Origin of the sequence: Haloarcula marismortui ATCC 43049, from assembly GCF_000011085.1 — an archaeon.
Taxonomy (GTDB): Archaea; Halobacteriota; Halobacteria; order Halobacteriales; family Haloarculaceae; genus Haloarcula; species Haloarcula marismortui.
In genome coordinates, this window is sequence record NC_006396.1 from 786,328 (window position 1) to 808,772 (window position 22,445).

General features: G+C 61.5%; 23 protein-coding genes. 7 read left to right on the top strand and 16 right to left on the bottom strand.

Annotated elements, in window-relative coordinates:
- Window positions 1-8: 8 nt before the first annotated feature.
- Entirely contained in the window at window positions 9-593 is a 585-nt protein-coding gene (locus RR_RS08045; RefSeq protein ID WP_007190361.1) for a gluconate 2-dehydrogenase subunit 3 family protein, read from the top strand.
- A gap of 30 nt (window positions 594-623) precedes the next feature.
- Here RR_RS08045 and RR_RS08050 read toward each other — a convergent pair whose 3' ends face one another.
- The 13 genes from RR_RS08050 to RR_RS08110 form a co-directional block, all read right to left on the bottom strand.
- Window positions 624-1,337, bottom strand: coding sequence for a dolichyl-phosphate hexose transferase (locus tag RR_RS08050; protein WP_007190360.1), 714 nt, complete (start codon window positions 1,335-1,337; stop codon window positions 624-626).
- Window positions 1,338-1,386: 49 nt separating this feature from the next.
- Window positions 1,387-2,163: a helix-turn-helix transcriptional regulator gene (locus RR_RS08055; protein ID WP_011223312.1), complete on the bottom strand. Its 777-nt coding sequence runs from the start codon at window positions 2,161-2,163 to the stop codon at window positions 1,387-1,389.
- Between the two features lie 433 nt (window positions 2,164-2,596).
- Window positions 2,597-3,649 (bottom strand): HTH-type sugar sensing transcriptional regulator TrmB, encoded by a 1,053-nt coding sequence (trmB, locus tag RR_RS08060; RefSeq protein WP_004961299.1) that lies wholly within the window; start codon window positions 3,647-3,649, stop codon window positions 2,597-2,599.
- A 173-nt stretch (window positions 3,650-3,822) separates the two neighbouring features.
- Window positions 3,823-5,199: an ABC transporter substrate-binding protein gene (locus RR_RS08065; RefSeq protein ID WP_011223313.1), complete on the bottom strand. Its 1,377-nt coding sequence runs from the start codon at window positions 5,197-5,199 to the stop codon at window positions 3,823-3,825.
- 276 nt (window positions 5,200-5,475) lie between these two features.
- Window positions 5,476-6,540 (bottom strand): glucose 1-dehydrogenase, encoded by a 1,065-nt coding sequence (locus RR_RS08070; protein ID WP_049938835.1) that lies wholly within the window; start codon window positions 6,538-6,540, stop codon window positions 5,476-5,478.
- A 40-nt stretch (window positions 6,541-6,580) separates the two neighbouring features.
- Complete coding sequence (locus RR_RS08075; RefSeq protein ID WP_011223315.1) at window positions 6,581-7,657, bottom strand: Gfo/Idh/MocA family protein; 1,077 nt, start codon at window positions 7,655-7,657, stop codon at window positions 6,581-6,583.
- Between the two features lie 25 nt (window positions 7,658-7,682).
- Window positions 7,683-7,886, bottom strand: coding sequence for a hypothetical protein (locus tag RR_RS08080; protein ID WP_005534343.1), 204 nt, complete (start codon window positions 7,884-7,886; stop codon window positions 7,683-7,685).
- Between the two features lies 1 nt (window position 7,887).
- Window positions 7,888-9,084, bottom strand: coding sequence for an ABC transporter ATP-binding protein (locus RR_RS08085; protein ID WP_007190356.1), 1,197 nt, complete (start codon window positions 9,082-9,084; stop codon window positions 7,888-7,890).
- Window positions 9,085-9,088: 4 nt separating this feature from the next.
- Window positions 9,089-10,090: a carbohydrate ABC transporter permease gene (locus tag RR_RS08090; RefSeq protein WP_004961287.1), complete on the bottom strand. Its 1,002-nt coding sequence runs from the start codon at window positions 10,088-10,090 to the stop codon at window positions 9,089-9,091.
- Between the two features lies 1 nt (window position 10,091).
- Window positions 10,092-11,072, bottom strand: coding sequence for a carbohydrate ABC transporter permease (locus RR_RS08095; RefSeq protein WP_007190355.1), 981 nt, complete (start codon window positions 11,070-11,072; stop codon window positions 10,092-10,094).
- A gap of 78 nt (window positions 11,073-11,150) precedes the next feature.
- Window positions 11,151-12,680, bottom strand: a complete 1,530-nt coding sequence (locus RR_RS08100) for an extracellular solute-binding protein (RefSeq protein ID WP_011223316.1) — start codon at window positions 12,678-12,680, stop codon at window positions 11,151-11,153.
- A gap of 232 nt (window positions 12,681-12,912) precedes the next feature.
- Window positions 12,913-13,989, bottom strand: coding sequence for a TrmB family transcriptional regulator (locus RR_RS08105; RefSeq protein WP_011223317.1), 1,077 nt, complete (start codon window positions 13,987-13,989; stop codon window positions 12,913-12,915).
- A gap of 60 nt (window positions 13,990-14,049) precedes the next feature.
- Window positions 14,050-15,039 (bottom strand): aldo/keto reductase, encoded by a 990-nt coding sequence (locus RR_RS08110; protein WP_049938836.1) that lies wholly within the window; start codon window positions 15,037-15,039, stop codon window positions 14,050-14,052.
- Window positions 15,040-15,098: 59 nt separating this feature from the next.
- Between RR_RS08110 and RR_RS08115 the strand changes: the two genes are divergently transcribed.
- The 5 genes from RR_RS08115 (at window position 15,099) to RR_RS08135 (ending at window position 18,965) form a co-directional block, all read left to right on the top strand.
- Window positions 15,099-15,974 carry a hypothetical protein gene (locus RR_RS08115; protein ID WP_011223319.1) on the top strand — a complete coding sequence of 292 codons (876 nt, stop codon included), beginning with the start codon at window positions 15,099-15,101 and terminating at the stop codon, window positions 15,972-15,974.
- A gap of 336 nt (window positions 15,975-16,310) precedes the next feature.
- Window positions 16,311-16,949 carry a transcriptional regulator GfcR gene (gfcR, locus tag RR_RS08120; RefSeq protein WP_004961276.1) on the top strand — a complete coding sequence of 213 codons (639 nt, stop codon included), beginning with the start codon at window positions 16,311-16,313 and terminating at the stop codon, window positions 16,947-16,949.
- A gap of 115 nt (window positions 16,950-17,064) precedes the next feature.
- Window positions 17,065-17,262: a DUF5800 family protein gene (locus tag RR_RS08125; RefSeq protein ID WP_004518030.1), complete on the top strand. Its 198-nt coding sequence runs from the start codon at window positions 17,065-17,067 to the stop codon at window positions 17,260-17,262.
- Between the two features lie 153 nt (window positions 17,263-17,415).
- Entirely contained in the window at window positions 17,416-18,582 is a 1,167-nt protein-coding gene (locus RR_RS08130) for a thiolase domain-containing protein (protein WP_011223320.1), read from the top strand.
- Window positions 18,579-18,965 carry a Zn-ribbon domain-containing OB-fold protein gene (locus tag RR_RS08135; RefSeq protein WP_004961272.1) on the top strand — a complete coding sequence of 129 codons (387 nt, stop codon included), beginning with the start codon at window positions 18,579-18,581 and terminating at the stop codon, window positions 18,963-18,965. The genes RR_RS08130 and RR_RS08135 overlap by 4 nt, the downstream gene beginning before the upstream one ends.
- 3 nt (window positions 18,966-18,968) lie before the next feature.
- Here the strand turns inward: RR_RS08135 and RR_RS08140 are convergent, their stop codons facing one another.
- The 3 genes from RR_RS08140 to RR_RS08150 all read right to left on the bottom strand — a co-directional run bounded on the left by RR_RS08140 (window position 18,969) and on the right by RR_RS08150 (window position 21,495).
- Entirely contained in the window at window positions 18,969-19,910 is a 942-nt protein-coding gene (locus RR_RS08140) for an alpha/beta fold hydrolase (RefSeq protein ID WP_011223321.1), read from the bottom strand.
- A 107-nt stretch (window positions 19,911-20,017) separates the two neighbouring features.
- Window positions 20,018-21,076 (bottom strand): methylmalonyl Co-A mutase-associated GTPase MeaB, encoded by a 1,059-nt coding sequence (gene meaB / locus RR_RS08145; protein ID WP_007190348.1) that lies wholly within the window; start codon window positions 21,074-21,076, stop codon window positions 20,018-20,020.
- Window positions 21,073-21,495: a cobalamin B12-binding domain-containing protein gene (locus tag RR_RS08150; protein WP_004961266.1), complete on the bottom strand. Its 423-nt coding sequence runs from the start codon at window positions 21,493-21,495 to the stop codon at window positions 21,073-21,075. The genes meaB and RR_RS08150 overlap by 4 nt, the downstream gene beginning before the upstream one ends.
- A gap of 275 nt (window positions 21,496-21,770) precedes the next feature.
- Here RR_RS08150 and RR_RS08155 point away from each other — a divergent pair, with 275 nt between their 5' ends.
- Window positions 21,771-22,445 carry a glycosyltransferase family 2 protein gene (locus tag RR_RS08155; protein WP_007190347.1) on the top strand — a complete coding sequence of 225 codons (675 nt, stop codon included), beginning with the start codon at window positions 21,771-21,773 and terminating at the stop codon, window positions 22,443-22,445.

Consider the following 22,445-nt stretch of genomic DNA (forward strand, 5'->3'; position numbering starts at 1 on the left):
ACTAATCGATGACTGACTACGAACTCACCAGACGTGACGCACTGAAAGCGCTCGGCGCGGCGGGTGTCACCGTCACCGGTGGCGCGGCGGCGCTCGCCTGGAACGAGTCCGAAGACGACGATACTGTCGAGTCAGCCGAGGACGACGCTGATGCGTCCGAATCGGAGTTCGGCGAGCACGAGCGCGAGACGTACCGCGCCGTCGCCGCTATTGTCTATCCGAGCGAGGTGGCAGGCGTACAGGAGTTCGTCGACAGCTACGTCGCCGGACGGGTCGAGGCAGACCCCGAGCGGGCGGCGGAAATGGCGACCGCTGTTGCAGATCTGGACGCCTACACCAGAGAGTGGGAGGACACCGTCTTCACTGCGTTAGACACAGAGACGCAGGAAGAAACGCTGCGAGGAATGGGTGTCAACGCTTCCGACCCGGACCCACATGGCGACCCGCGACACCGCGTGCGATACTACCTCGTCAACGACCTCCTGTTTGCGCTGTACAGTTCGCCGACGGGCGGCGAGCTTGTCGGTATCGAGAATCCGCAGGGCTACCCCGGCGGAACGAGTAGCTATCAGCAGCCACCGAACGACCGGTAAGCCGGGTCCCGGCGGCGATTGCTCGGTCCGTTAGCGGAACCGTTCTTCGAGCGCAACCCGAACGATAGACTTTGCGATGGCGGCCCCGCCGGAGAACGGGTCGAGTTTCGTCTCGCCTTTCCGCTCGTCGTACTCGATAGGACGCTCACGCACGTCGTAACCGCGCATCAGCGGCCGCATGAGGAGTTCGGCCGAGAGTCCGGTGTTTTCGGTCCAGACGATTTTCTGGAGGACCTCACGGCGGTAGGCGCGCATTCCGGTGGTCGTGTCGTGGACGCGCTTGCCCATGAGCACGCTTGCGAGCAGGGCAAACAGCTCGTTCCCCAGCTTGTTCATCGCAGGCATCTGTTCGGCCCCGTAGTACAGCCGGTCGCCGCTAACGACGTCGGCCCCGTCGTTTATTTCCGCGAGGAAGTCGGGCAGGCGTTCCATCGGATACGTGTCGTCACAGTCCGTCGTGACGACGACCGGCCGATCCGGTGTCAACACGGCTTCACGGACCGCCACGCCGTACCCCTGTGGTTCCTGTTCGATGACTGTCGCACCGTGGTCGCGGGCGATCTCCGGTGTCCGGTCGCTGGACCCGTCAACGCAGATGACTTCCGCGCGCCCGTCGGTCACTGTCGCGATATCATCAAGAACGGTGCCGATCGCTTCTTCTTCGTTGTACGTCCCCATGACGACCGCGAGGTCGTCGAACGTGTAGCCGCCCAGTCCTTCGGTCCGCGAACCCTGAATAGCCATTGCTCATCCGTCAGAACCCACGGTTCTTGAATGTTTAGGTTTGCCAAAATCAGCGGTCGGCGAGATACGTCTCTATCGGGGTTGCATCCTCCCAGAGATGCGCAAAGAGGTCTCTTGCCCATAAAATCGCGCTATCCGCTTCCGAGACTATCTTCGCTGACGGCCAGGCTCCGTCGAGTTCTGGAAGCGTCAGAATCATCCAGTCGTCGGCGACGGCGAGTGCGTACGGGACCGGCGTGACACGAACGGTCGTTTCCTCGTACCGATTCGTATCGAGTGAGACGGACTCCTTGCCGAGGATTTCGTCGATGACAGCACAGCTCACCACAAGCCTCGAATCGGCGTTGTCTGGCATCGCAGCCTCGTACTCAGGGTGGTAGACCGGCGAGACAACATCGCAACTAGAGACACTCTCAACGCGGGTGACGACTTCGCGGACAGGACGGTTGATATCAGTCTGTGTGCCGCGGACGACCGTGTATTCGTCAAGTTCAGGCAGGCGACACCGGAACGGCTGTGGCAGCACTGACGTATCGTGGGACTCCCAGTACTGGGGAGCCACGGCGAAAAGTTCCTCAAGACGGTGCTGGCGGTGGATCGTATCGGCGACCAGACGGCCAGTGCCGGTCAGTTGCCACCCGTCATCCATCGAGGTGACCAGACCGCGGCCTTCGAGGTTCGAAAGCGCATCGTAGATCGCTGACTCGCTGGCAGTGACTGCTGACAGCAGTTCGTTGGTGGCCTTGGCTCTGGGACACAGCGAACCGATGATGTCCGTCCGGACGGACGACGTTCGGACGTACTGAATAAGCGATTCTACGCCCATACTGTCCCCATATACTATAGCTCATATTTTTCGTACATATCAGTTTCCATTTGTAATGGAATGTTCTTCAGATGGGACACTATTCTCCCGGGCACTGGATATTATTGCAGCCAATGTGTCCATCTTTTTTACCGCTCACGACGCAGACACTGTTGCTGTCCACGCAAGACCACGTCCCCGCTGAACGCAATGGAGCACGCTGGTCTCGTGGAATTGCCACGTTCGGGCCCGGCGATGTCGTGCCTCTGACATACTTCGCCAGCCCGAAGGGTCATGCAATCGCCGTGGGTTGCCCACCCACGGTGCTCATTGTCTCAGCGGTCGACTCGTCCAGCCGCGTCCGTTTAGTATGGACTGCTGTCCATTGTTCCCGTATCGACTGTCTACACTCGGGCAGCCATCGTGAGAAACAGCGACAGCCGACAGGACAGGATCAGTTCTCTGGCGGTTCGTCCGTCCCGATTCGGATCTCGTACGCCTCGATATCCTCGAACGCAGCGACCTGTCCACCGACCTCGACCGGCCCATCGGCCGTTTCAACGACCAGCGTCGCGACCTCGCGGTTCGAACTGAACGACGCCTGATCCACTTTGCCCTCGATGACCCGGTGGTCGCCCGTCTCTACGTCCCGGCCCTCGATAGTCGCGTAGAACTCCCCATCTAGTGTCATCAAATCAGAGATACAGCGCCGTATCGTCCCGTAGCGGCGCGGGAACGGCAGCGCTTCGCCGTCACTGGCAATCGTTTCGGCAGTCGTCCACAGCACCGTGTTAAGAAACCCGGACACCAGAAATCCGAGTTCCGACCGATTGAAGATGACGCCGTACCGGTCCGTGTCACCGCGGACGCTCTCGCGGGTGGCATACATCGAGTAGTTTCCATCGGCGACAGCGACGACCGGTGTCGTGATACCGCGACGAGCCTTCACCGTGGTCGCGATGGATTCGTAATCGAACCGCGCCGGGTCGGGAGCGTCGACGCCCGGTGAAATGAGGATCTCGATAGCGATGCCGGACTGCCTCCGGCTTGCCAGTCTGTCTTCGAACCGCTCTAACAGGGCCGGGGTCAGCGACAGCGTCAGTTCGTACTCGGCCGTTTCGATTATGTCTTCGAGGTACCGGAGTATCGTCGGCCGTGATTTGACGAGCGAAACAGCTTCGGGCTCTCGGGCGGGTGCCGTGTAGCGTGAGGACAGGTCGTCAACGAGGTCATCAAGCGAGTCCTGTATGCCCTCGAACGCTTCCCGCGGGTCGATAGCCAGGACCTTCATCGGTCGGGACTCCTTGAGTTCGACCAGCCCAACATCGCTGAGGCTTCGAACCGTATCGTACACCCGCGGCTGTGGAATGTCCGTGTTCTCCGATATCTCCGACGCTGTCAGCTCGCCGTGTTGCAACACGGCCAGGTAGGCTGAAATCTCGTACTCGCCGAGATTGAACCGCGCAATTACCTGTTCGAGCGATGCTTCCAAGTCGTCACTAGACATAGTGTGGCGTTTGCGAGTCGAGTACTAAGAACTTCGGCACTCTCCTCAGTAGACAATTTCAGGCCCAGTCGCGCGCCTATCCGCTACTGTTCACTGTTCCGTCACAGCGGCCACCTGCGGACCCCGATTGTTCGAGTTGCTACAGCGAAAAAACTGCGCGCTGCGATGCGCTATTAGTAGGCGTTGGAGATCTGTGAGACGACGTCCGCGGGCGCAGCACCGGAGTTCAGCGACGAGATAGCGGATTCAAGCGAGGACTTGACTGCCGGCGGTGCGGCCAGGCCGTGTGCCACAGACGGCGGCTGGGCATCGCTGTTCTGGAAGTCCTCTATCTGGTCTTTGGAGAAGTCGTTGAACGGGTCGGTGTCCACGTCAGTCCGCGGCGGAATCGACCCCTTCTTCGGGTTGAAGATCTCCTGTGCCTCTGACGTCCCGACGAACTGGCACCACAGCGTGGTCGCTTCCGGGGACGGGTTGTTGACCGGATACGGGAACGAGTCCATGTTGAGTGCGTAGTTGCCGTCGGTACCCGGGAATGTCACATGGTCCCACTCCTCGCCGTACGTGAGGTCGTTCGTGATGTACGTTCCGGCCGCCCAGTCACCCTGGTGGAGGAACGCCGCTTCGCCGTTGATGACCTGGTTGTTGGCCTCGGTCCAGGAAATCGACCCGGCGTCGCTCGGGATGTAGTCGAGATAGGACTGCGTGGTCTCGACTGCCGACTCCAGCGCGTCGCTGTTGGCGTCGACTTCGCCGTTCTGGAAGATGGCGCTGTAGGTCTCGGCGTCCGTTTCGCCGAGGAGGACCGTCGCGAACATCTGGAAGCTGGACCACGGTGACCCGGTCTGGTGTGCCATTCCGGTGTAGCCAGCCTCGTCGACCGTCGCCATTGCGTCGACGAGGTCAGACGGCGTTTCGAGGGATGTCGGGTCGACCCCGGCGTCCTCGACGACCTCAACGTTGTAGAAGAGGTTGTTGATCCGGTGGATGTTGAGCGGAACCGTCACGTAGTTTCCGGCGGGCTGAGCCGCGTCTTTGACACCCTGAAGGTACGCGTCCTCCATGCTGTTCTCCGACCACACGGAGTCGCCGATGTCCTTCAGCAGGTTCGCATCGGTGAAAGGCATCAGATTGTTTCCGGGCCAAGCCTGCCACGTACTCGGGTGGTTGCCGTTTTGCACTCGTGTTCGGATGTTCGCCTGCAGGTTGTCACCGGCACCGCCGGCGATGAGGTTCTCGTCGAACGGAACGTCCGGGTGTTGCTCCTTGAAGGCGTCCATGACGGACTGAATCGCTTCCAGTCCGTCGCCTTCACCCCACCAGTGGGCGACCTCAAGTGTGCTGTACTGTGTCCCGCTGTCAGTACTGCTGTCACCGCTGCTGCCGTCGCCACTGGTACTGTCACCGCCGTCACCACTGCTGCCGTCGCCACTGCTGCCGTCGCCGCCGTCACTCCCACCGCAGCCAGCCAGCGAGGCCGCACCTGCTGCACCAGCAATCCGAAGAGCGTTACGCCGCGTCAACCGTTTATTTGAATTGTCGTCAGTCATGGTTGCACCAATACCTCATAATTCCTTATTGAAGATTCGCACTTAATACTTCTGTATAGCGAAAGTCAGCATTTGACATTCGAATCAATCCCGATAAATCATCTATATCTCCCGAATTTTCGGGTCTGAATGGTGGAACAAATTAATCGTATGCGAGTAAATACCTCACCATCTTACATCTGTTATCTTACATATGACCGATGTATCCCCTTCTGGATGGGGTATATCCAGGCCATACTGCGGCGAAAAAGCTCGGGCGCGGTTGTACCCGAGGACTTACAGCGAATCGAACTCGACGACTGCTTTTATTTGATCGTCCCCATCCTCGAAGGCAGCCTCGACGTGTTCCGGGTCGGTAACCGTCGTGACTAAATCATCGAGCAGCCACGCCGGAAGTTCCTGTAAGGTCTCGACGGCGTCCTCGAAGTGCGAGACGTGTGAGTTGACCGTGCCGATGAGACATTTGTTGTGCAAGACGATCTCGTTGTGTAGCGAGCCGCCATCGACTTCGAACTCCCACGGCTCCGGGATGCCGAGCAACACGCCGACCCCGTTCTGGTCAAGCGCCTTGACCGTCTGGAACGCGTGGGGGGCGAACCCGGTCGCCTCGTAGATGTAGTCCATCGCCTCGTAGGCACCCGGAAGTTCGTCCACCGGCGTCTCGCGGGAATCGACGTACGTGCTGCCGATCTCGTCGATGATGTCGACCGTCGGGTCAGGGCGGTCCCGCCGACCGACACAGTACGTCCGGTCGTACTCCTGGTCGAGCATCCACAGCGTCAACAGTCCGAGCGACCCGTTGCCCAGCACGCAGGCGGAGTCCGGTCGCCAGTCGAACGGTTCCCGCGTCGCATACGCGTGCTCGTTGGCCTTCTCGGTGATAGAGAGCGGCTCAACGAGGAAGCCGTACTCTGCGACTGATTTGGGGACCGGGACGAGGAAATCCGCCGGTGACGTGAAGTACTCGGCCATGAAGCCGTGGTCGCCGACAATGCCCCGTTCCGTGTACTCGCCGTCAGGTGCCATATCTGGCTCACCCCGGCGGAAGTACTCGTTCGTTTCACCGTTCGGTTTCCGTCGGACGGTCGGTGCGACGACCTGCCCCGCCTCGAGCCCCGTGCCATTGGGCTCTTCGACGACGCCGACCGCCTCGTGTCCGAGAATCATGTGGTCTGCCCCGTCGGGGAACCCGCCGTGGGACCCGTTCAGGACTTCGTGGTCTGTGCCGTCAACACCAACGCGGAGTGTGCGGACGAGTGCCTCGCCCGGGTCAGGCGACGGTCGCTCCCGCTCTAAGAGCTGTGGACCGTCGTCGTCCCGCGTAACACCAATCACTTTCATGCCAGGCAGAGAGTGAGAACACTGGGGATTAAGTCTTTCTTCAGGTCTCTGTCCTACCGATGCTGACGGCCGCATCAGTTTCGCCGGAGCGGTAGATTCCGTCCATCACGCGCTGGACCCGTAGCGCCTGCTCGACGGTGTTCATCGATGGTGGCGTCCCGTCGCGGACTGCCGAGACGAACCGTCCCTGCTCCTTTCGCTGTGGGTCAGACCGCTGTGTCTCGATGTCGGTCGTTCGGTGGTGCATCCGGCCAGTATCGGCCGTTTCGAACAGTGTCAGCGACTGGTCTGCGAGGTCGAGCTTCGCGCCTGCGTCCGTCCCGCGAACGTAGTACTCCTGACTGTCCGGTCGGTTCGTCGCCCACGCAACCTCCAGAGATATCGTTGTGCCGTCGCCACAGCGGATGAATGCGCTGGCGGAATCGTCGACGCTGAACTCGGCTGCGTCCTGATCCTCGCCCCACATCTCGACGTAGGCGTACTCCTCGTCGATGCCGAACTGAGCGCGGGTGTCACCCGACACCTCGACGACGTCCGGATGGCCGGCGACGTGCAGCGCCAGGTCGATAGCATGGGCACCAATATCGATGAGCGACCCGCCACCCGCCACGTCGTTGCGCGTGAACCACGACCCGCGGCCGGGAACGCCACGACGCCTGATGTAGTTCGCTTCGATATGTGACACCGCACCGATGTCGCCCGCGTTTCGGTAGCCCACAAGCGTCTCGACCGGGTCGGCAAAGCGGTTGTGGAAGCCAACCATGCAGAACCCGTCGGCCACTTCAGCGGCCGCAGCGATCCGTTCGGCGCTTTCGAGCGTGTGTGCCAGCGGCTTCTCGACAAACACGTCAAGCCCCGCCTCAAGCGCCGCCACGACGTACTGCTCGTGGTATCTGTTCGGCGTCGTCACCAGCACGGCATCCACCGTCTCAAACATCGCCGCGGCTTCCTCGTACACTGCCGCGTCGTACGTTTCGGTGAACCGGCGGCGCGCATCGGCATCGACGTCGACGCCCGCCGCTATCGAGACCGGCTGGTCGAGTTGTCGGAGGTTAGTACAGTGAATGTCCGCGATGTTCCCTAATCCGATGATGCCTATCCGAACGGTCTCAGTCATTGGTAAAAGGTGTCACAAAATTGGATTAATACAACTGCTGTTCACGCTCTTCACGTTCCTCTTCCTGTTCCTGTTTCGCCTTCTCGCGGCGTCGGCCGCGCCGATACTGAATGATTCCGGGGACGATTTTGTTCTTCAGATCGAGGACGAACGACACGATACCGTACGCCCAGAAGAAAAACAGCACGAGCATCCCGCTCCAATACAGCATCGCGAGGTGGCTACTCATATCAGTCGTCTGATTCTACTTCGCTACTGGATGCAGTACCTTCGGCCTCGTACGGAATGAGGTCGTGGACGATTGCCTCTCCGGTAGCCGAGTCAAACAGGTGAACGTTCCGTCGGTCGATGACGACCCCCAGCTCTTCGTCCTCTTCAAGATCCGAGTCGGGGTCGATACTCATCAGCAACTGGTCGTTCGTCGCCAGTTCCTGAGACATCGACGTTTCGCCGTCGCCCAGCAGCAGGTAGGCGAATATTTCGTCGCCCATGGGTTCGAGAATGTCTGTCGTCGCCGTAATCATTCCCGAGGGATCGGGAACCTCCGACTGGAGGTCGCCCGGATAGATGTCCTCCGGGCGGATGCCAAGCGTCACATTGTCACCGACTCCAACACCTTCGATAGACGACGGATTGAACTCGAGCGAGAAGTTCGGCGTCTCCAGTGTGGTCTCAGTGACTGTCCCTTCGACGAAGTTCATCGACGGCGAGCCGATGAACCCGGCGACGAAGAGGTTATCCGGCTCGTTGTAGCAGGTCAGCGGCGGGTCGATCTGCTGGAGTTGGCCCGAATCGAGGACAGCGATCCGGTCTGACAGCGTCATCGCCTCCTCCTGGTCGTGGGTCACGTAGATGATAGTCGTGTCCAGCTCCTTGTGCAGGCGCTGGAGCTCTGTTCGCATGTGGACCTTGAGCTTCGCGTCAAGATTCGCCAGCGGCTCGTCCATCAGGAACACGTCGGGCTCGCGCACGATAGCGCGGGCGATGGCAACGCGCTGACGCTGTCCACCGGACATCTCCTCGGGCATCCGGTTGAGCATCCCCTCTAGCTGGACGATGTCCGCGGCTCGCTCGACCCGTCGGTCAATCTCGTCCTGTGGATAGTCCCGCAGCCGCAGCCCGAAGGATATGTTGTCGTACACGTCCATGTGCGGGAACAGCGCGATGTTCTGGAACACCATCGCGATGCCGCGGTCCTTCGGCGGGAGGTTCGTCACCTCGCGGTCGCCGATGTATATTTCACCCTCGGTCGGGATGGTGAGCCCGGCGATGGTCTCCATCGTCGTCGACTTCCCGCAACCCGAGGGGCCGACGAAGCAGATGAACTCGCCGTGGTCGATGTCGAGGTTCATGTCGTCGACCGCGGTGACCACGTCACCCTGGTCGTCGTAGCGTTTCGTCACGTGTTCGAGTTGTACTCGTGCCATTGTGTTACTCTTTGAGTGCGCCTGAGGTCAGTCCGCTGACGATGCGTTCCTGTGCGACGATTACGAGGATGACGACGGGGAGGACCCCGACGATGCTCGCGGCCGCCATGAGGTTGAACTGCGTCGTGTACTGGGTCTGATAGCTGAGAATCCCGCCGACGATCGGCGACCATTTCGCCGCCTCCGGCGAGGTTGCCATGATCGAGCTGAAGAAGTACTCGTTGTAGACGGCGATGAATGTCAGCACGGCCGCGGTCGCCACGCCCGGCGCGGACAGCGGCATGATGACCCGGAACAGCGCGCCCAGTCGTGTCGTTCCTTCGACCCGCGCGGCGTCCTCCAGCCCGTCGGGAATCTGGCCGTAGAACGTCGTCAGGATGAAGATCGACAGCGGCATGAACAGCGCGCTGAACGGCAGCACCATCGACCCTGGTGTGTTCAGCAGCCGTGGTGGGGTAAACAGCGGAATGGACGTGAACGGAACCGTAATCGGCGCGTTACCGGCAAACGCCTGAAACAGCGGGATGACGAACGCGGCCGGCGGGAAGTAGCTGATCGCCAAGATACCGAGCATCAGCAGTGCGCGGCCGGGGAACCGAAGGCGGCCGAACACGTAGCCGGCGAGGCTGGCGACGAACAGCACGATGACCGTCGTCGTGACCGCCAGCGCGAAGCTGTTCAACATGTACAGGTGGAACGGCACCTGTTCGAAGACGGTGACGAACGCACCCGGGTTGAAGCCCTTCGGAACTGGCAGCGGGAACGTCCCGCTGACGCCAAAGAGGTTCACCGTCGGGAGGAAACTGCCCGAGAGCAGGTTTCCTTCGGGAGTCACCGCCAGCACGATGAGCCAGTAGAAGGGGAACAGCGTCGTCACCAGGAAGAAAATCATGGCCACGTAGAACAGCGCCCGGTACACTTTTTCGGGGTCCTGAATGGCGCTCTGGGTCCAGCGCTGTAGCGGTCCGTCGCTCGACTGCTCCTGAGTGTCGGTTGACGTAGCCATGTTAGATCGCGTCCTCCCCTTGCCAGACGATGAGTCCCATCACGACGATACCGATAATCGCGGCCGTCACGAACGCGATGGCCGCGGACGTCCCCTCGCGGGTGGTGAACGTCGCGACGACCATGCATGACAGCGACGGCACGACGGTACAGCTCGACACCGTATCGATGATGCCGTACACACGCATCGCCTGCACCGACCGGAACAGCACGGCGACGCCGATGGTCGGCAGAATAAGCGGGAACGTAATGAGCTTGAACTGCTGCCATTTCGTCGCGCCGGCGACCTTCGCCACGTCGTACAGGCCTCTGTCGATGCTCTGGAGCCCCGCCAAAATGAGCAGGGCCATGAACGCCGACGTCTTCCAGATATCGGCGACGATGATGATAAACGTCGCACTTGCCGTGTCGTTGAGCGTGTTCGTCGGTGCGAGCAATCCAAGGTCAGCAAGCGGTGGCGTCAGGAACCCGACGTTCGAATTGAACATCAGGAAGAATATCATCCCCTGAATAACGATAGGGACAGCCCACGGGATGATGATGGCCGCGCGAATCCACCGCCGCCCGTAGAAGTCCTGGTCGAGGATGAGTGCCTGTCCGAGGCCGATGAGTGTCTCGAACAGTACACTCACGACGGCGAAGATTATCGTGACGACCAGCGCGCTGTTCAGCAATGCACTCGTGCCAACTCCTTCGGGAAGGAATGTCGTTCCGCCCGGCAGGTACCGGTTCTTTTCGCCAGTGAACAGTTCGACGTAGTTCCCAGCGCCGACGAAGGTAGTGCTTGAAAAGTCCGCCGAGAGCGCGAACAGCGACAGCTCGAAGGTGCGCAACAGCGGGTACAGCGCGACGATGCCCAGAAGGACGAACACGGGCACCAACAGCAGATACGCGTACTGCGTGTCGCTGAGGTTCTCCATCCACCGCATCACGCTGACGAGTGCCCCCGAGCGTCTGGATTCACGGCCGGTTTCTGTACTCATTCGGTTACCTCCGTCCGTCGTTTGAATGTGTCATGGTAAATAATCACAGGGGTGGTTGTGTAACGTTTGCCTGTGGCTTCAGGTTTGCTCGGTCTCTGCCAGCGCGGACTCGAGTGTCGCCATCGCGTCAGCCGAAGAGGCTTCCTGCCCGACTGCGCGGTTCGCCTGCTGTGCGATCTTGCTGGACTGGTCGCTCCAGACGCCCGTCACCGGGCGCGGCATCGTGTTGTTACCAGCGACCTGCAGCGTGTCCATGTACCGGCCAACGACGGGCACGTTCTGGGCCTCGCTGGAGTTGAACAGTTCAGGCCGCGGCGGCAGCCATCCCTGGACGGACAGCAGCGTGAGCTGGAAGTCCGGCTGCATCGCGGCACGTATGACCTGCGTCACGGCGTCTAATTGCTCGCTGTTGGGGTTGACGGTCATGTGCCAACCACCGAGCGCGGCTGTGGAGCCACCCGTGCCGGGCTGTGCTGCCTCGCTCTCGGGCACCGCGTACGGAATCGGCATTGCACCGAGGTTCTCGCCGAGCGCCGGGTCCTCGGTTTCTTCCGGGTTACGGCCGCCAAGCGCCAGCGAGTAGGGCCAGTTACGGTGGAAGACAGCGTTACCGTTGACGAACGGCGCGCGAGCGTCTTCCTCCTTCCAGCCGAGGATTTCGGTCGGGGTGAAGCCGCCGCCGTAGCCCTCAAACTGACCGCCGAAGTCCTCGTCGTGGACGAACTTCCGCATCATGTTCAGGGCGTTGTGGACCTCGGTGTTGTTCACCGTGATCGGTCGCTCCCCGATCGGGCCAAAGAGGTTGTCGCGGCCGCCGAAGTACGCACCGCCCCACGAGGACATGACCTCGTTGAACGTACAGCAGGAGGTGCCCTCGTAGATATCCCACTGGGTCGTAAAGCCGAAGTCAACGTCGGCGTTGTCGTAGGTGTCCGCGGCGATGTTCGACCACTCCTCCCACGTCATCGGCTCGGTCGCCCAGTTGTTGCTTTCGGGACTGTAGCCGGCCTCCTCGACGAGGTCCTTGCGGTACTGCATCGTCGGGAAGTCCGGGAACACCGGCACACCAAACAGGTTCCCGTTGCTCGGATTTCGTGCCGTGTCCGTAAACGCCGAGAAGTAGTTGTCCGAGACGTCCGAGAGGAGGTCCTCTGGTAGCGTTTCGGAGAGGTTCTGGAGTTGCCCTCGCTGGATGAAGATATTCGTCCAGCCGTTGTCCATCAGGAACATGTCCGGGTTCGTCTCGCCGGCCGAGAGCAGTCGGTTGTAGTTCGACCGGGCCGCACCGGTGTCTTGGTCACGCGGGACAAACTCTATCTCGATGTCGTCCGACAGGCCGTTGTCGTGGAGTGCCTGCTTGATTGCGTCGCCGTTGTTCTGGACGGCCACCGGGTCGAAGCCCCACTGGACCGTCGTGGTCTCGCTGCTGCTCCCGTCACCAGTCGATCCACCGTCACTCCCGTCACCGCTACCGCCGTCGCCGCCGCCGACGAAGTCAGCACAGCCTGCCAGTCCACCGACGACACCTGCTGCTCCGGCAGCACGGACGAACCGTCGCCGGGAGACGCCTGTTGAGTTCCGCTCGCCGCTTGTGCCATTGTCCGACATATCTATTCTGAGCTATCCCGGACACACCTTAAAGGTTGTCCATAATTAACCACAGGTGTTGTTAATTACCGTCGGCAGCCCGGCGATAGTGATACTTTATTGACTGTTCGCCACTGTATAAATCTTTCAGTATATATACGCAGGGATAGGTCAAACAGCTGTTTGCCACACAGAAGACCTCAAACGCACAAACTGAGGGAAGGTTTATTCGTCCCGAGAAAATCGCGTCTCGTTACTCGTACTCGACGTTCGTAATCGTAATTTCGGTGGCCTCGACCTCCTCGATGACAGCCCCCCAGCCACCGACCTCATATGTCCCGTCGTCAGTGACCAGCGTCGCACTGATTCGGCCGGCCAGTTGTGCCAGTGGGACCGGGTCCGTCCGTCCGATGTTACTCCCGGTGTAGTCGATGCCGGTGACGCGCCCTGTCAGCTCAACCGATTCTTTGGTTTCCGTGTCGTACCCCACGACGACGGCCTCGATGATCGCGTCCTCGTTCAGCAGCGGTTCGATATCCCGGACAGCGTGGCGAAGGTCGACGTACGTCGTCGGGGTTTCCGGCGTCCGCTCAGTGTACAATGTGTCCCAGATCTCCCACAGGCAGGTCAGGAAGAACCAGTGGAAGACGTAGGTGTGGGTCCGGTCCTTGACGAGGACGCCGTACTCGTTGACCGAGTCGTGGTGTGGGGCAAAGCACGTCCAGGTCCGGTCGACGAGAACGAAAAACGGGGCTGGAATCTCGCGGTTCCGGGCCTCTGTACAGGTGCCTTCGATGTCGGAAAGCGGCGGTACGTCCTCACCAGCACCCGTACAGATGCTGAGTTTGATGTTCACGCCGCGGTCGTGAGCGGCGATGAGTTCTTCCCGAACCGCGTAGAACTGCTCCGGGTCCACACCGACCTGAATCTGGTTTTCGGCCGCTTCGATGAGCTCCCGGGCCCGGCTGACGACCGTTTCGAACCGCTTGACGATACTGACCTCGTGGTCGGATATCTCGGGCTGGTTCCAGCGTTCCTCGATCGTTTCTGCCGCGTTGAGGTACTTGCTCGACCGGGACCGCAGGTCTTCAAGGACTACATCTGGGTTGCGGGCGCGAGCGGTCAGACTGTCCTGCTGGAACGTCTCGATATATCCCTTCGTTTCCAGGTCCCGGAGCACATCGTAAATCCGCGGGTCCGGAACGTCACAGGAGTCAGCGATATCAGTCGCCGATGCGGTCCCCAGCCCCAGCAACGCCACATAGGCCTCCGCCTGATACGGAGAGAGACCGGCATCTTCGAGGACATCGGTTAGTTCGCTGTCGTCCATATGTGTACAGGAAAACTGAGTACGCAGTTAACGTGCATGGTTATCTATCGAAGTCATGGATCAGTCCTTCCCCTCAACCGGCCACTGTGGCTGTTTCGGGGCTTCGATTCGGGCGCACTCTTCAGCAGTCAGGTCAATGTCGAGCGCCTCGACGTTTTCCTCCAGATGCTCCATCGTCCGCGGGCCAATGATCGGTGCGTCGACGACGTCTTGATGGCAGAGCCACGCCAAGCTAACCTGTGCCGGCGTTGCGTCCTTTTCGTCAGCAATCGACTGCACCTCGTCGAGGACCGCCCAGTTCTCGTCGCTGAACCGGTTTGCTGTGTACTCGTCCGTACTCGCCCGCCCCTCGGATAGGTCGTCGTCGCGGTCGTACTTCCCGGCGAGGAAGCCGCCGGCCAGCGGCGACCACGGAATGACACCGATCCCTTCCATCTCGCACACCGGCAAGAGGTTCGCCTCCTCGTGACGGTCGACAGCGTTGTACTCCGGTTGCATCGAGACGAACCGCTCATACCCCTCGATATCCGCAGTGTACAACGCCTTCTGGAACTTCCAGTTTGCCATCGTGCTCGCGCCGATATAGCGGACCAGCCCCTCGTCGACGAGATACGTCAGCGCGTCCAGCGTCTCCTCGATAGGCGTGTCGTCGTCCCACCGGTGGATCTGGTAGAGGTCGAGATAGTCGACGCCGAGGCGGTCCAGCGTGGCGTGACACTGGTCGATGATGTGTTTCTTCGAGAGTCCGCTCCCGTTCGGTCCGTCGTGCATATCGAAGTACACCTTCGATGCCAGGACCAGTTCGCCGCGGTGAGCGGAGTCGACGGCCTCGCCAAGAATCCGCTCGCTCTCGCCGTTCGAGTAGGCGTTGGCTGTATCGAAGAAGTTGATACCCAGATCGAGCGCCCGTTCGAGTATCCGACGGCTCTCGGCCTCGTCGTTTAGCATCCAGGGCTCCGCGCTCCCGAAGTTCATCGTTCCGAGACAGAGTTCAGACACGTCGAGCCCTGTCGACCCGAGCGTGGTGTATGTCACCGGCGAGTCGCTCATGACACTTTGTACCACAGCTGTTGTTAAAGAATTTTGGGACTGCATACCGTTGTCCGAACATGAACCGAGAGTCCGCACCGCAGGAATCTGACCCGATGGAAGTACTTGAAACCCTCAGCGACGAGTCCTACACCGGAGTGAACAGATGCTGGCCGTGTACGGTCTTGAACCTGGGGCTTGTCGGGCTTCTGGCACTGTTCTTGCGTGCACGCAAACGCTCGTTACTGAGTCTACTGGTCGCTGTTGTTGGCGTCGCGGTGGTCTATCTCCGGGGGTATCTGGTTCCGTACACGCCTGAATTTGCCCCGCGGCTGGTGGCGATATCACCGGTCCCGGACGAGTGGTTTCACGGGGAGTCCGCGCACGACGCGGCAACGCAGGAAGCCATGGCCCACGAGGAGCGTGACTCGCTGGCCGAGGATGTGGAGTTGGACGGCGAAACCATCCTTCGGGAACTCTCGGCAGCGGGCGTCATCGAACTCGAGGGCGAACGGCTGTTTCCTGAAGCGAGCGTCGACACTGCCTGGCACGACCGAATGGACGAACTGGCAGCGGAATCACTCGACAGTCTCTCGACAACACTGCAGGCGTCGCTGGAGCAGGTCGGGCACGCGGAGCCGTACGTCGACGACGCGGAGTGGGTCGTGCTCGGTTCCGAGCACAAACAGCTCCTTCCCCGTCCGGTCGTCGTCGCCGAACTCGCAGCATACGAGGTTCTCGGCGAGCGTCTCGACGACGAAGGGCTCAGAATCGCCGGTGCGGAGGCCTTCCGGATGTTTCTCGATAGTTGCCCGGTCTGTGGCTCCGAACTGGTCGAGTCGTCGTCGGTGTCGTGCTGTGGCGGCCATCTGGGCCCACGTCAGGACCCCGACGAGACGCTCGTCTGTCCGACCTGCGAGCAGCGACTCTACACCTTTGAACTGGACGACAACTGAACCAGACACACTGAACGGCCGAACCGGTGTCAGGTCTGGTGTTCGAGACGCTATTCGGGTTCGACCCAGAGAGAGACGATGGACGGCAAAGGGCGGGAGAATCCCGCCTGACCGCTGGTGCGTGCGGTCCCGCGGACAACCATGCTGCGTGGCAGACAGTTGGCGTCGGCCGGGTGGGGCTGGTGGGGAACGATGCTGACCGAACAGCGGTCTCACATAGTCCCGGATAGCAGGGGGAATGTACCCAGCCGCTAGAATTGTACAACTAGTGTTGTAAATAGATTTTGATGGCTGAAGAACACTGCCTATTAAATCCTCGCACACGGAGATGATGGTATGAAGAATATCGACGACCTCGTCGACAGCGCGTCCGACCTGGCACAGCGTGGCCTCTCTAAGGGCGAAATCGCTGACGAGCTTAACGTCTCCCGCGAGACGGCGAGTTGGCTTGTCGAACGTAGCGGCACCGGCACGGAACCGGATACGAGCGACGACGGCGGTCCCCACGATATCCACGTCGACTGGTCTGCTGTCGGTCGGGACAGCAACCGACTGTACCACGCGGGCGCGGCGATGGCGGACCTGCTCTCGAAGAAAGGCGACGATGTGGACCTTACCATCGGCATCGAGAAGGCCGGCGCGCCGCTTGCGACGACCGTTGCGCGGGAACTGGAAACCGACCTCGGGACGTACGCCCCGACCAAACACCAGTGGGACGACGACGAGAGCGAGACCAGCGATGGCTCGTTCTCCCGGAACTTCGCGCAGATCCGGAACCGAGACTGCTACGTCGTCGACGACACTATTACGAGCGGCAAGACGATGGGCGAAACCATCGACGCGATCCACGAACAGGGCGGCAATCCCGTGGCCTGCGTCGTGCTGGCTGACAAACGCGGCATCGGCGACATCCGCGGCGTCCCGGTGTACTCCCTGCTCCAGGTCATCCGAGTCGGTAGCGACGGCGACTCGTAACGGCCCCCACGGACCGTTCTGAACCCGCGTTTCGCCGGATGGCCACCGGATTACCTGAATCGGCGTGGCCGCCCGAGAGACTATCCTTTTATTTGTGCCGTGCGTAATCCGCGGTATGACTGTACTGTCGTTCGACGAACAGGGTGTCGATGTCGTCTACGAGGGGACGGAGTTCCGCCTCGAAAAGGCCCTCATCGAGGACGCCATCCAGAAGTCGTATCCGAACGTGACCGACCACGAGGTGCTGCAGATGGTCGAGCCGGAACCGGCGCTGTCGGGCGAACCCCAGCGTATCGCCGAAATCGTGAATTGACGCAATAGTTCCGTTGAAGGCTATAATTCCGTTGTAAGAAGGAATTCCTGAAGAAAACCAATATCCCGTTTGTAGGCGTTCAAAGCGTCGAATATTCCCTAATTAAGCACCCGAGCAGTAGGCATTTAAGCCGTCAGCGCACACTGGGAGGTAATGTCAGACCCACGTATCGCCGGGGCCAGCGTGACACAGTTCGGGAAACACCCCGAACGGACCGGCCGAGACCTGTTCGCCGAGGCCGGACTCGAAGCGCTATCGGAGGCCGGAATCGACCCGGAAGACGCTGAGGCGCTCTATTACGGCAACTTCATGGGAGAACTCGCGGAACATCAGGGCCATCAGGGACCGCTGATGGCCGAGGCTATCGGGCTGGACGTTCCGGCGACCCGTGTCGAAGCGGCCTGTGCATCTGCCGGCACAGCCGTTCGTGAAGCCGTCAAGACGATCCGGAATGGCGAGGCAGAGGTCGTCGTCGTCGGCGGCGCGGAACGGATGACCAATATCGGGACCGCAGCGGCGACAGACGCGCTCGCCATCGCCGCCGACGACCTCTACGAGGTCCGTGCCGGGATGACTTTCCCGGGGGCCTACGCGCTGATGGCCCGGTCGTACTTCGACCAGTACGGCGGCTCCCACGAGGACCTCGCTCACATCGCCGTCAAGAACCACGAGCACGCGCTGGTCAACGAACACGCCCAGATTCAGAAGGAGATCACGGTCGAGGACGCTATCGACGCCCCGACGATTGCGTCCCCGCTCGGCCTCTATGACTCCTGTCCGATTACTGACGGGGCCGCGGCCGCTGTCCTGACCACGGAGTCCTACGCCGAGGAACACGACCTAGACGCCCCAGTCGCTATCACCGGGACCGGTCAGGGCGGCGACAACCTCGCATTGCAGGACCGCCCGCATCTGGCACAGACACCCGCCGCCGACAAGGCTGCGGAGGAGGCTTACGGGGACGCCGGCGTCGGTCCCGACGATGTTGATTTCGCTGAGGTCCACGACTGTTTCACTATCGCGGAAGTGTTCGCAATCGAATCGCTTGGCTTCTACGAGCGCGGCGAGGGCATCGCCGCGGCGCGCAACGGCGAGACGACCCGCGACGGCGACCGCCCAATAAATCTCTCGGGCGGGCTGAAGGCCAAGGGTCACCCGGTCGGCGCGACCGGTGTTGCCCAGTTAGCGACGGTCGCCTGGCTCCTCGACGGGTCACACCCGCGGGCCGACGCCGTGCCGGACAGCACCGTCGGGGTCGCACACAACGCGGGCGGCACGGTCGCGTCTACGACCGTCCACGTCATGGAGGTGCAAGAATGACTGAATCCGCACAAGACGGCGAGTACGACGCGTGGCTCGACAGCATCGAATCGGGCGACGGGTACTACCTCGAATGTTCGAACGGCCACGGCTGGCTCCCGCCTCGTCGGGTGTGCCCGCGCTGTCACGACCAGGACCTCTCGGCGGTCGACCTGCCGGAGTCCGGTGAAATCGCGAGCCACACGACGATTACGGTCCCGACGCCGCAGTTCGAGGACGACGCGCCCTACGTCACTGCCATCGCTGATTTCGGACCGGTATCGGTCACGGGCCTCGTCCGTGACGTGGACCCGGACGACGTTGCCATCGACGACGTGGTCGGCATCGATGTCGGCGAACGCGTGACAACCGGCGAGAGAGCGGTCGTGTTCCGACCGCGCTAGGGCTCAGTTTTCGACTGTTACCGAAGTCACTCTGTCCCGGACCACATCGACGAACTCACCGGGGTGTTCGACGTGGGGCAGGAGCAGCGAGTCACCGAACACGACGAGCATCGCGTCCGCCTGCTCGGCCATGTCGCGACCCTTCGACAGCGGCGTGATGTCGGCGTCCTCGCCCCAGACCATCGTCACGGGCACGTCGAGACCGGCCAGTACTTCGCCGAGGTCGTCTTCCGGGTCGAGGAAGCCGGAGACGAACGATGCCGGCGCGAAGCGCGCACCGGGCTGGTGGCCACTCTGCCACTCGTAGTCGACGACATCCTCGGTGAGGTTGTCCATGTCGTAGTAGCCGTGGTCGGCGTGGAAGTGCCGGATGGAGGCTTTCGAGACAGTGAGATTGTAGATTCCCTCGCCGATGACGGGCGCGCGAAGCAGCGAGCGGAGCCAGACAGTGCGGTTGCCCATCGAGGTGTCCGTCGGGCAGATGAGAACGAGTTCCTCGACGTTGACCTCCTGTGCCGCGCTGGCGGCGTAGGCCCCGGTCAGTGATGACGCGACCACGGTCGCGTCGGCCGTGTTGTCCTCGATAAAGTCCCGCACGAACGCCGTGTACAGCGACGCCGAGTACAGCAGCGGTGGCCGGTCCGTGTGCCCGAAGCCCGGCAGGTCCGGTGCGATGACGTGGTAGTCCTCTGCGAGGGTGTCAAACACCGTATGGAACTCGTGACTACTGGCAGCGGCATTGATGCCGTGGAACAGCACGAGGTCCGGGTCCGACGGGTCGCCGGCTTCAGTGTACGCGATATCGAACCCACGCCAGCGGTACGTCCCCTGTTCCCCGTCGAGCATCGGTTCGAACGCGCCGGCCCGCGACTGTAGCACGCGGTTGGCAGCGGCTGTCGCGCCGACCGCACCAACGACCGCACCGAGCGCCTTGCGGAGTTTCATACTGATGACTTGGGACCCGGAGTATGTTATACATGCTGGAAGATCGTCAGATAGCTGTCGCTATCGGTCCGGGCAGACATGGTTCCGCGAACGCAACAGTCCCGAAGTTAGTTCCCGTCGCGCCGCTCGTCGAGACACTCTCGGAGCGGTTCGAGCACCTCGTCGACAACCGTGTACGGATCAGTATGGCGCTCGATGACGGCGTCGACGTACTGCTCGATGCCGCCGCGGCGGTCAAGTTCGTCGACCAGTAGTTCGTTGGCATCCTCCCGAAGGAGAGTTCGAATCTCGGCGGCGAAACGCTCCCGGGCTTGCCCCTCTCGACGGCCGGTTCGGTCCAGATACGCGCCGTGGTTGGCAAGCGCGTCTAAGAAATCCTCGACGCCCTCGCCCCGATTGGCGACTGTCTCCACGATAGGGGGGTTCCACGTCTCCGACTCGTCCGCCTCATCATCGGCGGCATCGGTGGACGCATCGCCATGGTCGCCGGCGAGTTCAGTCGCGCCGTGATGGCCGGAGTCCGGGCGTCCGCTCTGTCCCTGTAACATCTCCCGGAGTTGCTGGACGGTCCGGTCGGCCCCATCGAGGTCGGCCTTGTTGACCACGAACACGTCACCGATTTCGAGGATGCCGGCCTTGAGCATCTGGACGTCGTCGCCGCTGCCCGGCGGCACGAGCACGGCGACGGTATCGGCGGTGCGGACGATGTCGACTTCGTTTTGCCCTGCGCCGACCGTCTCAACGATGATCTTGTCCTTGCCGAACGCGTCCAGCGCGGTCACGGCGTCGGTCGTCGCCGTCGACAGCCCACCGAGGGAGCCACGAGCAGACATCGACCGGAAGAACATATCCATATCGCCAGCGTTCGAGGCCATCCGTATCCGGTCGCCGAGCACCGCGCCGCCGGAGAACGGCGAGGATGGGTCAATAGCGATGACGCCGACGGTCTGTCCCTGCTCACGGTAGGTCGCTGCGACCTTATCGACCAGCGTGGACTTGCCCGCGCCGGGGCTGCCGGTGACGCCGATAACGTCGGCTGTGCCGGTGTGCTGATGGAGGTCGGAAATTATCTCTCGGTACCCCGAGGAACGGTTCTCTATCAGTGTGATGACTCTGGCGAGGGCGCTGTGCTTGCCCGCAAGCAGGTCAGCGACGAGGTCGCTCATCGCTCGGGCGCGTTCTCGTGGATGTAGTCGATCATCTCCTCCATGGACGCGCCCGGGCCGAATATCTCGTCGACGCCCTGCCCGCGGAGTTCCTCCTGATCGTCATCCGGGACGATGCCGCCGACGAGGATGAGCCGGTCATCGAACGCGTCATACTCTCTTAGCCCGTCGAGAATCTTTGGGACCAGCGTGTTGTGCGCCCCCGAGAGAATGGAGATGCCGACGACATCTACGTCCTCCTGCACAGCGGCCTGCACGACTTCGTCGGGCGCTCGATGGAGCCCTGAGTAAATCACTTCAAAGCCAGCGTCACGGAGCGCCCGCGCGATGACGTGTGCGCCCCGGTCGTGTCCGTCGAGTCCGACTTTCGCCACCAGACACCTGATGGTCCGTTCCGTCTGCTCCTGCTCGACACTCATGCCAGTACGTACCGCGCGGTGTGTTTTCATTCTTGCCCTATCCATCATGATCTATTTTTATTACGAGCGGACTTCGAAGCGTGAGTTCTGTGAACAGCCACCATTGCCTCGCTCGCGAGAAGTGCGGGCGTCCCGACTGGCGAGGTTCACGTCGGCTGTGGCTCACAGAGGCCGGCTTGGCGTGAGTGGAGCGGTCAACGACAGGCGCACAGGCCACAAGTGAACTATCCCAGAGAACGACAATTCTAAGTTCGCTGCTAGCGGCGTTTCCACCAGTGCGAACAGTCGCCGTCATCCCCGCGTACAACGAGTCGAGCACCATCGGGTCGGTGATCGACGGAACGAGCCGCTACGTCGACGAGGTCGTCGTCGTCGATGACGGCTCGTCGGACGACACCGCGGCCATCGCCCGTGAGCACGGCGCACACGTCGTTACACACGTGTTCAACACCGGTGTCGGCGGGGCCGTCAGGACGGGCTATCAGTACGCAATTCGGCACGACTACGACTTCGTCGTGCAGGTCGACGCCGACGGCCAGCACGACCCGGAGAAGATTCCGACCCTGCTTGACCACGCCGAGGACGCGGACATGGTCATCGGCAGCCGCTACCTGAACGAGAGCATCGACGACTACCCGCTTATCAGGCGGCTGGGAATCACCTTCTTTACGACCGTCGTGCGGAAGCTGGGCGGCATCGACATTACCGACGTAACGAGCGGTTTCCGCGTCTACCGCGTGTCGGCGCTGCAGGATATCCTCCACCGCTCGGACAACCACTGGGCAGTCGAACAGACGCTCGATGCGGCCCAGCGCGGCCAGCGGATCGAAGAAGTATCGATAGCGATGCCGATCCGGGACGAGGGCGAGTCACAGTTCAGCCTCGACACGCTCGTGCTCTACCCGCTCCGGATGACTGACACGGTGTTTCGCGTCCTCCTCTTTCGCTAA

Excerpts from the sequence above, each read along its gene's own strand:
- RR_RS08045 (WP_007190361.1), top strand. The coding sequence starts at position 9 with ATGACTGACTACGAACTCACCAGACGTGACGCACTGAAAGCGCTCGGC.
- RR_RS08050 (WP_007190360.1), bottom strand. The coding sequence starts at position 1,337 with ATGGCTATTCAGGGTTCGCGGACCGAAGGACTGGGCGGCTACACGTTC.
- RR_RS08055 (WP_011223312.1), bottom strand. The coding sequence starts at position 2,163 with ATGGGCGTAGAATCGCTTATTCAGTACGTCCGAACGTCGTCCGTCCGG.
- trmB (WP_004961299.1), bottom strand. The coding sequence starts at position 3,649 with ATGTCTAGTGACGACTTGGAAGCATCGCTCGAACAGGTAATTGCGCGG.
- RR_RS08065 (WP_011223313.1), bottom strand. The coding sequence starts at position 5,199 with ATGACTGACGACAATTCAAATAAACGGTTGACGCGGCGTAACGCTCTT.
- RR_RS08070 (WP_049938835.1), bottom strand. The coding sequence starts at position 6,540 with ATGAAAGTGATTGGTGTTACGCGGGACGACGACGGTCCACAGCTCTTA.
- RR_RS08075 (WP_011223315.1), bottom strand. The coding sequence starts at position 7,657 with ATGACTGAGACCGTTCGGATAGGCATCATCGGATTAGGGAACATCGCG.
- RR_RS08080 (WP_005534343.1), bottom strand. The coding sequence starts at position 7,886 with ATGAGTAGCCACCTCGCGATGCTGTATTGGAGCGGGATGCTCGTGCTG.
- RR_RS08085 (WP_007190356.1), bottom strand. The coding sequence starts at position 9,084 with ATGGCACGAGTACAACTCGAACACGTGACGAAACGCTACGACGACCAG.
- RR_RS08090 (WP_004961287.1), bottom strand. The coding sequence starts at position 10,090 with ATGGCTACGTCAACCGACACTCAGGAGCAGTCGAGCGACGGACCGCTA.
- RR_RS08095 (WP_007190355.1), bottom strand. The coding sequence starts at position 11,072 with ATGAGTACAGAAACCGGCCGTGAATCCAGACGCTCGGGGGCACTCGTC.
- RR_RS08100 (WP_011223316.1), bottom strand. The coding sequence starts at position 12,680 with ATGTCGGACAATGGCACAAGCGGCGAGCGGAACTCAACAGGCGTCTCC.
- RR_RS08105 (WP_011223317.1), bottom strand. The coding sequence starts at position 13,989 with ATGGACGACAGCGAACTAACCGATGTCCTCGAAGATGCCGGTCTCTCT.
- RR_RS08110 (WP_049938836.1), bottom strand. The coding sequence starts at position 15,039 with ATGAGCGACTCGCCGGTGACATACACCACGCTCGGGTCGACAGGGCTC.
- RR_RS08115 (WP_011223319.1), top strand. The coding sequence starts at position 15,099 with ATGAACCGAGAGTCCGCACCGCAGGAATCTGACCCGATGGAAGTACTT.
- gfcR (WP_004961276.1), top strand. The coding sequence starts at position 16,311 with ATGAAGAATATCGACGACCTCGTCGACAGCGCGTCCGACCTGGCACAG.
- RR_RS08125 (WP_004518030.1), top strand. The coding sequence starts at position 17,065 with ATGACTGTACTGTCGTTCGACGAACAGGGTGTCGATGTCGTCTACGAG.
- RR_RS08130 (WP_011223320.1), top strand. The coding sequence starts at position 17,416 with ATGTCAGACCCACGTATCGCCGGGGCCAGCGTGACACAGTTCGGGAAA.
- RR_RS08135 (WP_004961272.1), top strand. The coding sequence starts at position 18,579 with ATGACTGAATCCGCACAAGACGGCGAGTACGACGCGTGGCTCGACAGC.
- RR_RS08140 (WP_011223321.1), bottom strand. The coding sequence starts at position 19,910 with ATGAAACTCCGCAAGGCGCTCGGTGCGGTCGTTGGTGCGGTCGGCGCG.
- meaB (WP_007190348.1), bottom strand. The coding sequence starts at position 21,076 with ATGAGCGACCTCGTCGCTGACCTGCTTGCGGGCAAGCACAGCGCCCTC.
- RR_RS08150 (WP_004961266.1), bottom strand. The coding sequence starts at position 21,495 with ATGAGTGTCGAGCAGGAGCAGACGGAACGGACCATCAGGTGTCTGGTG.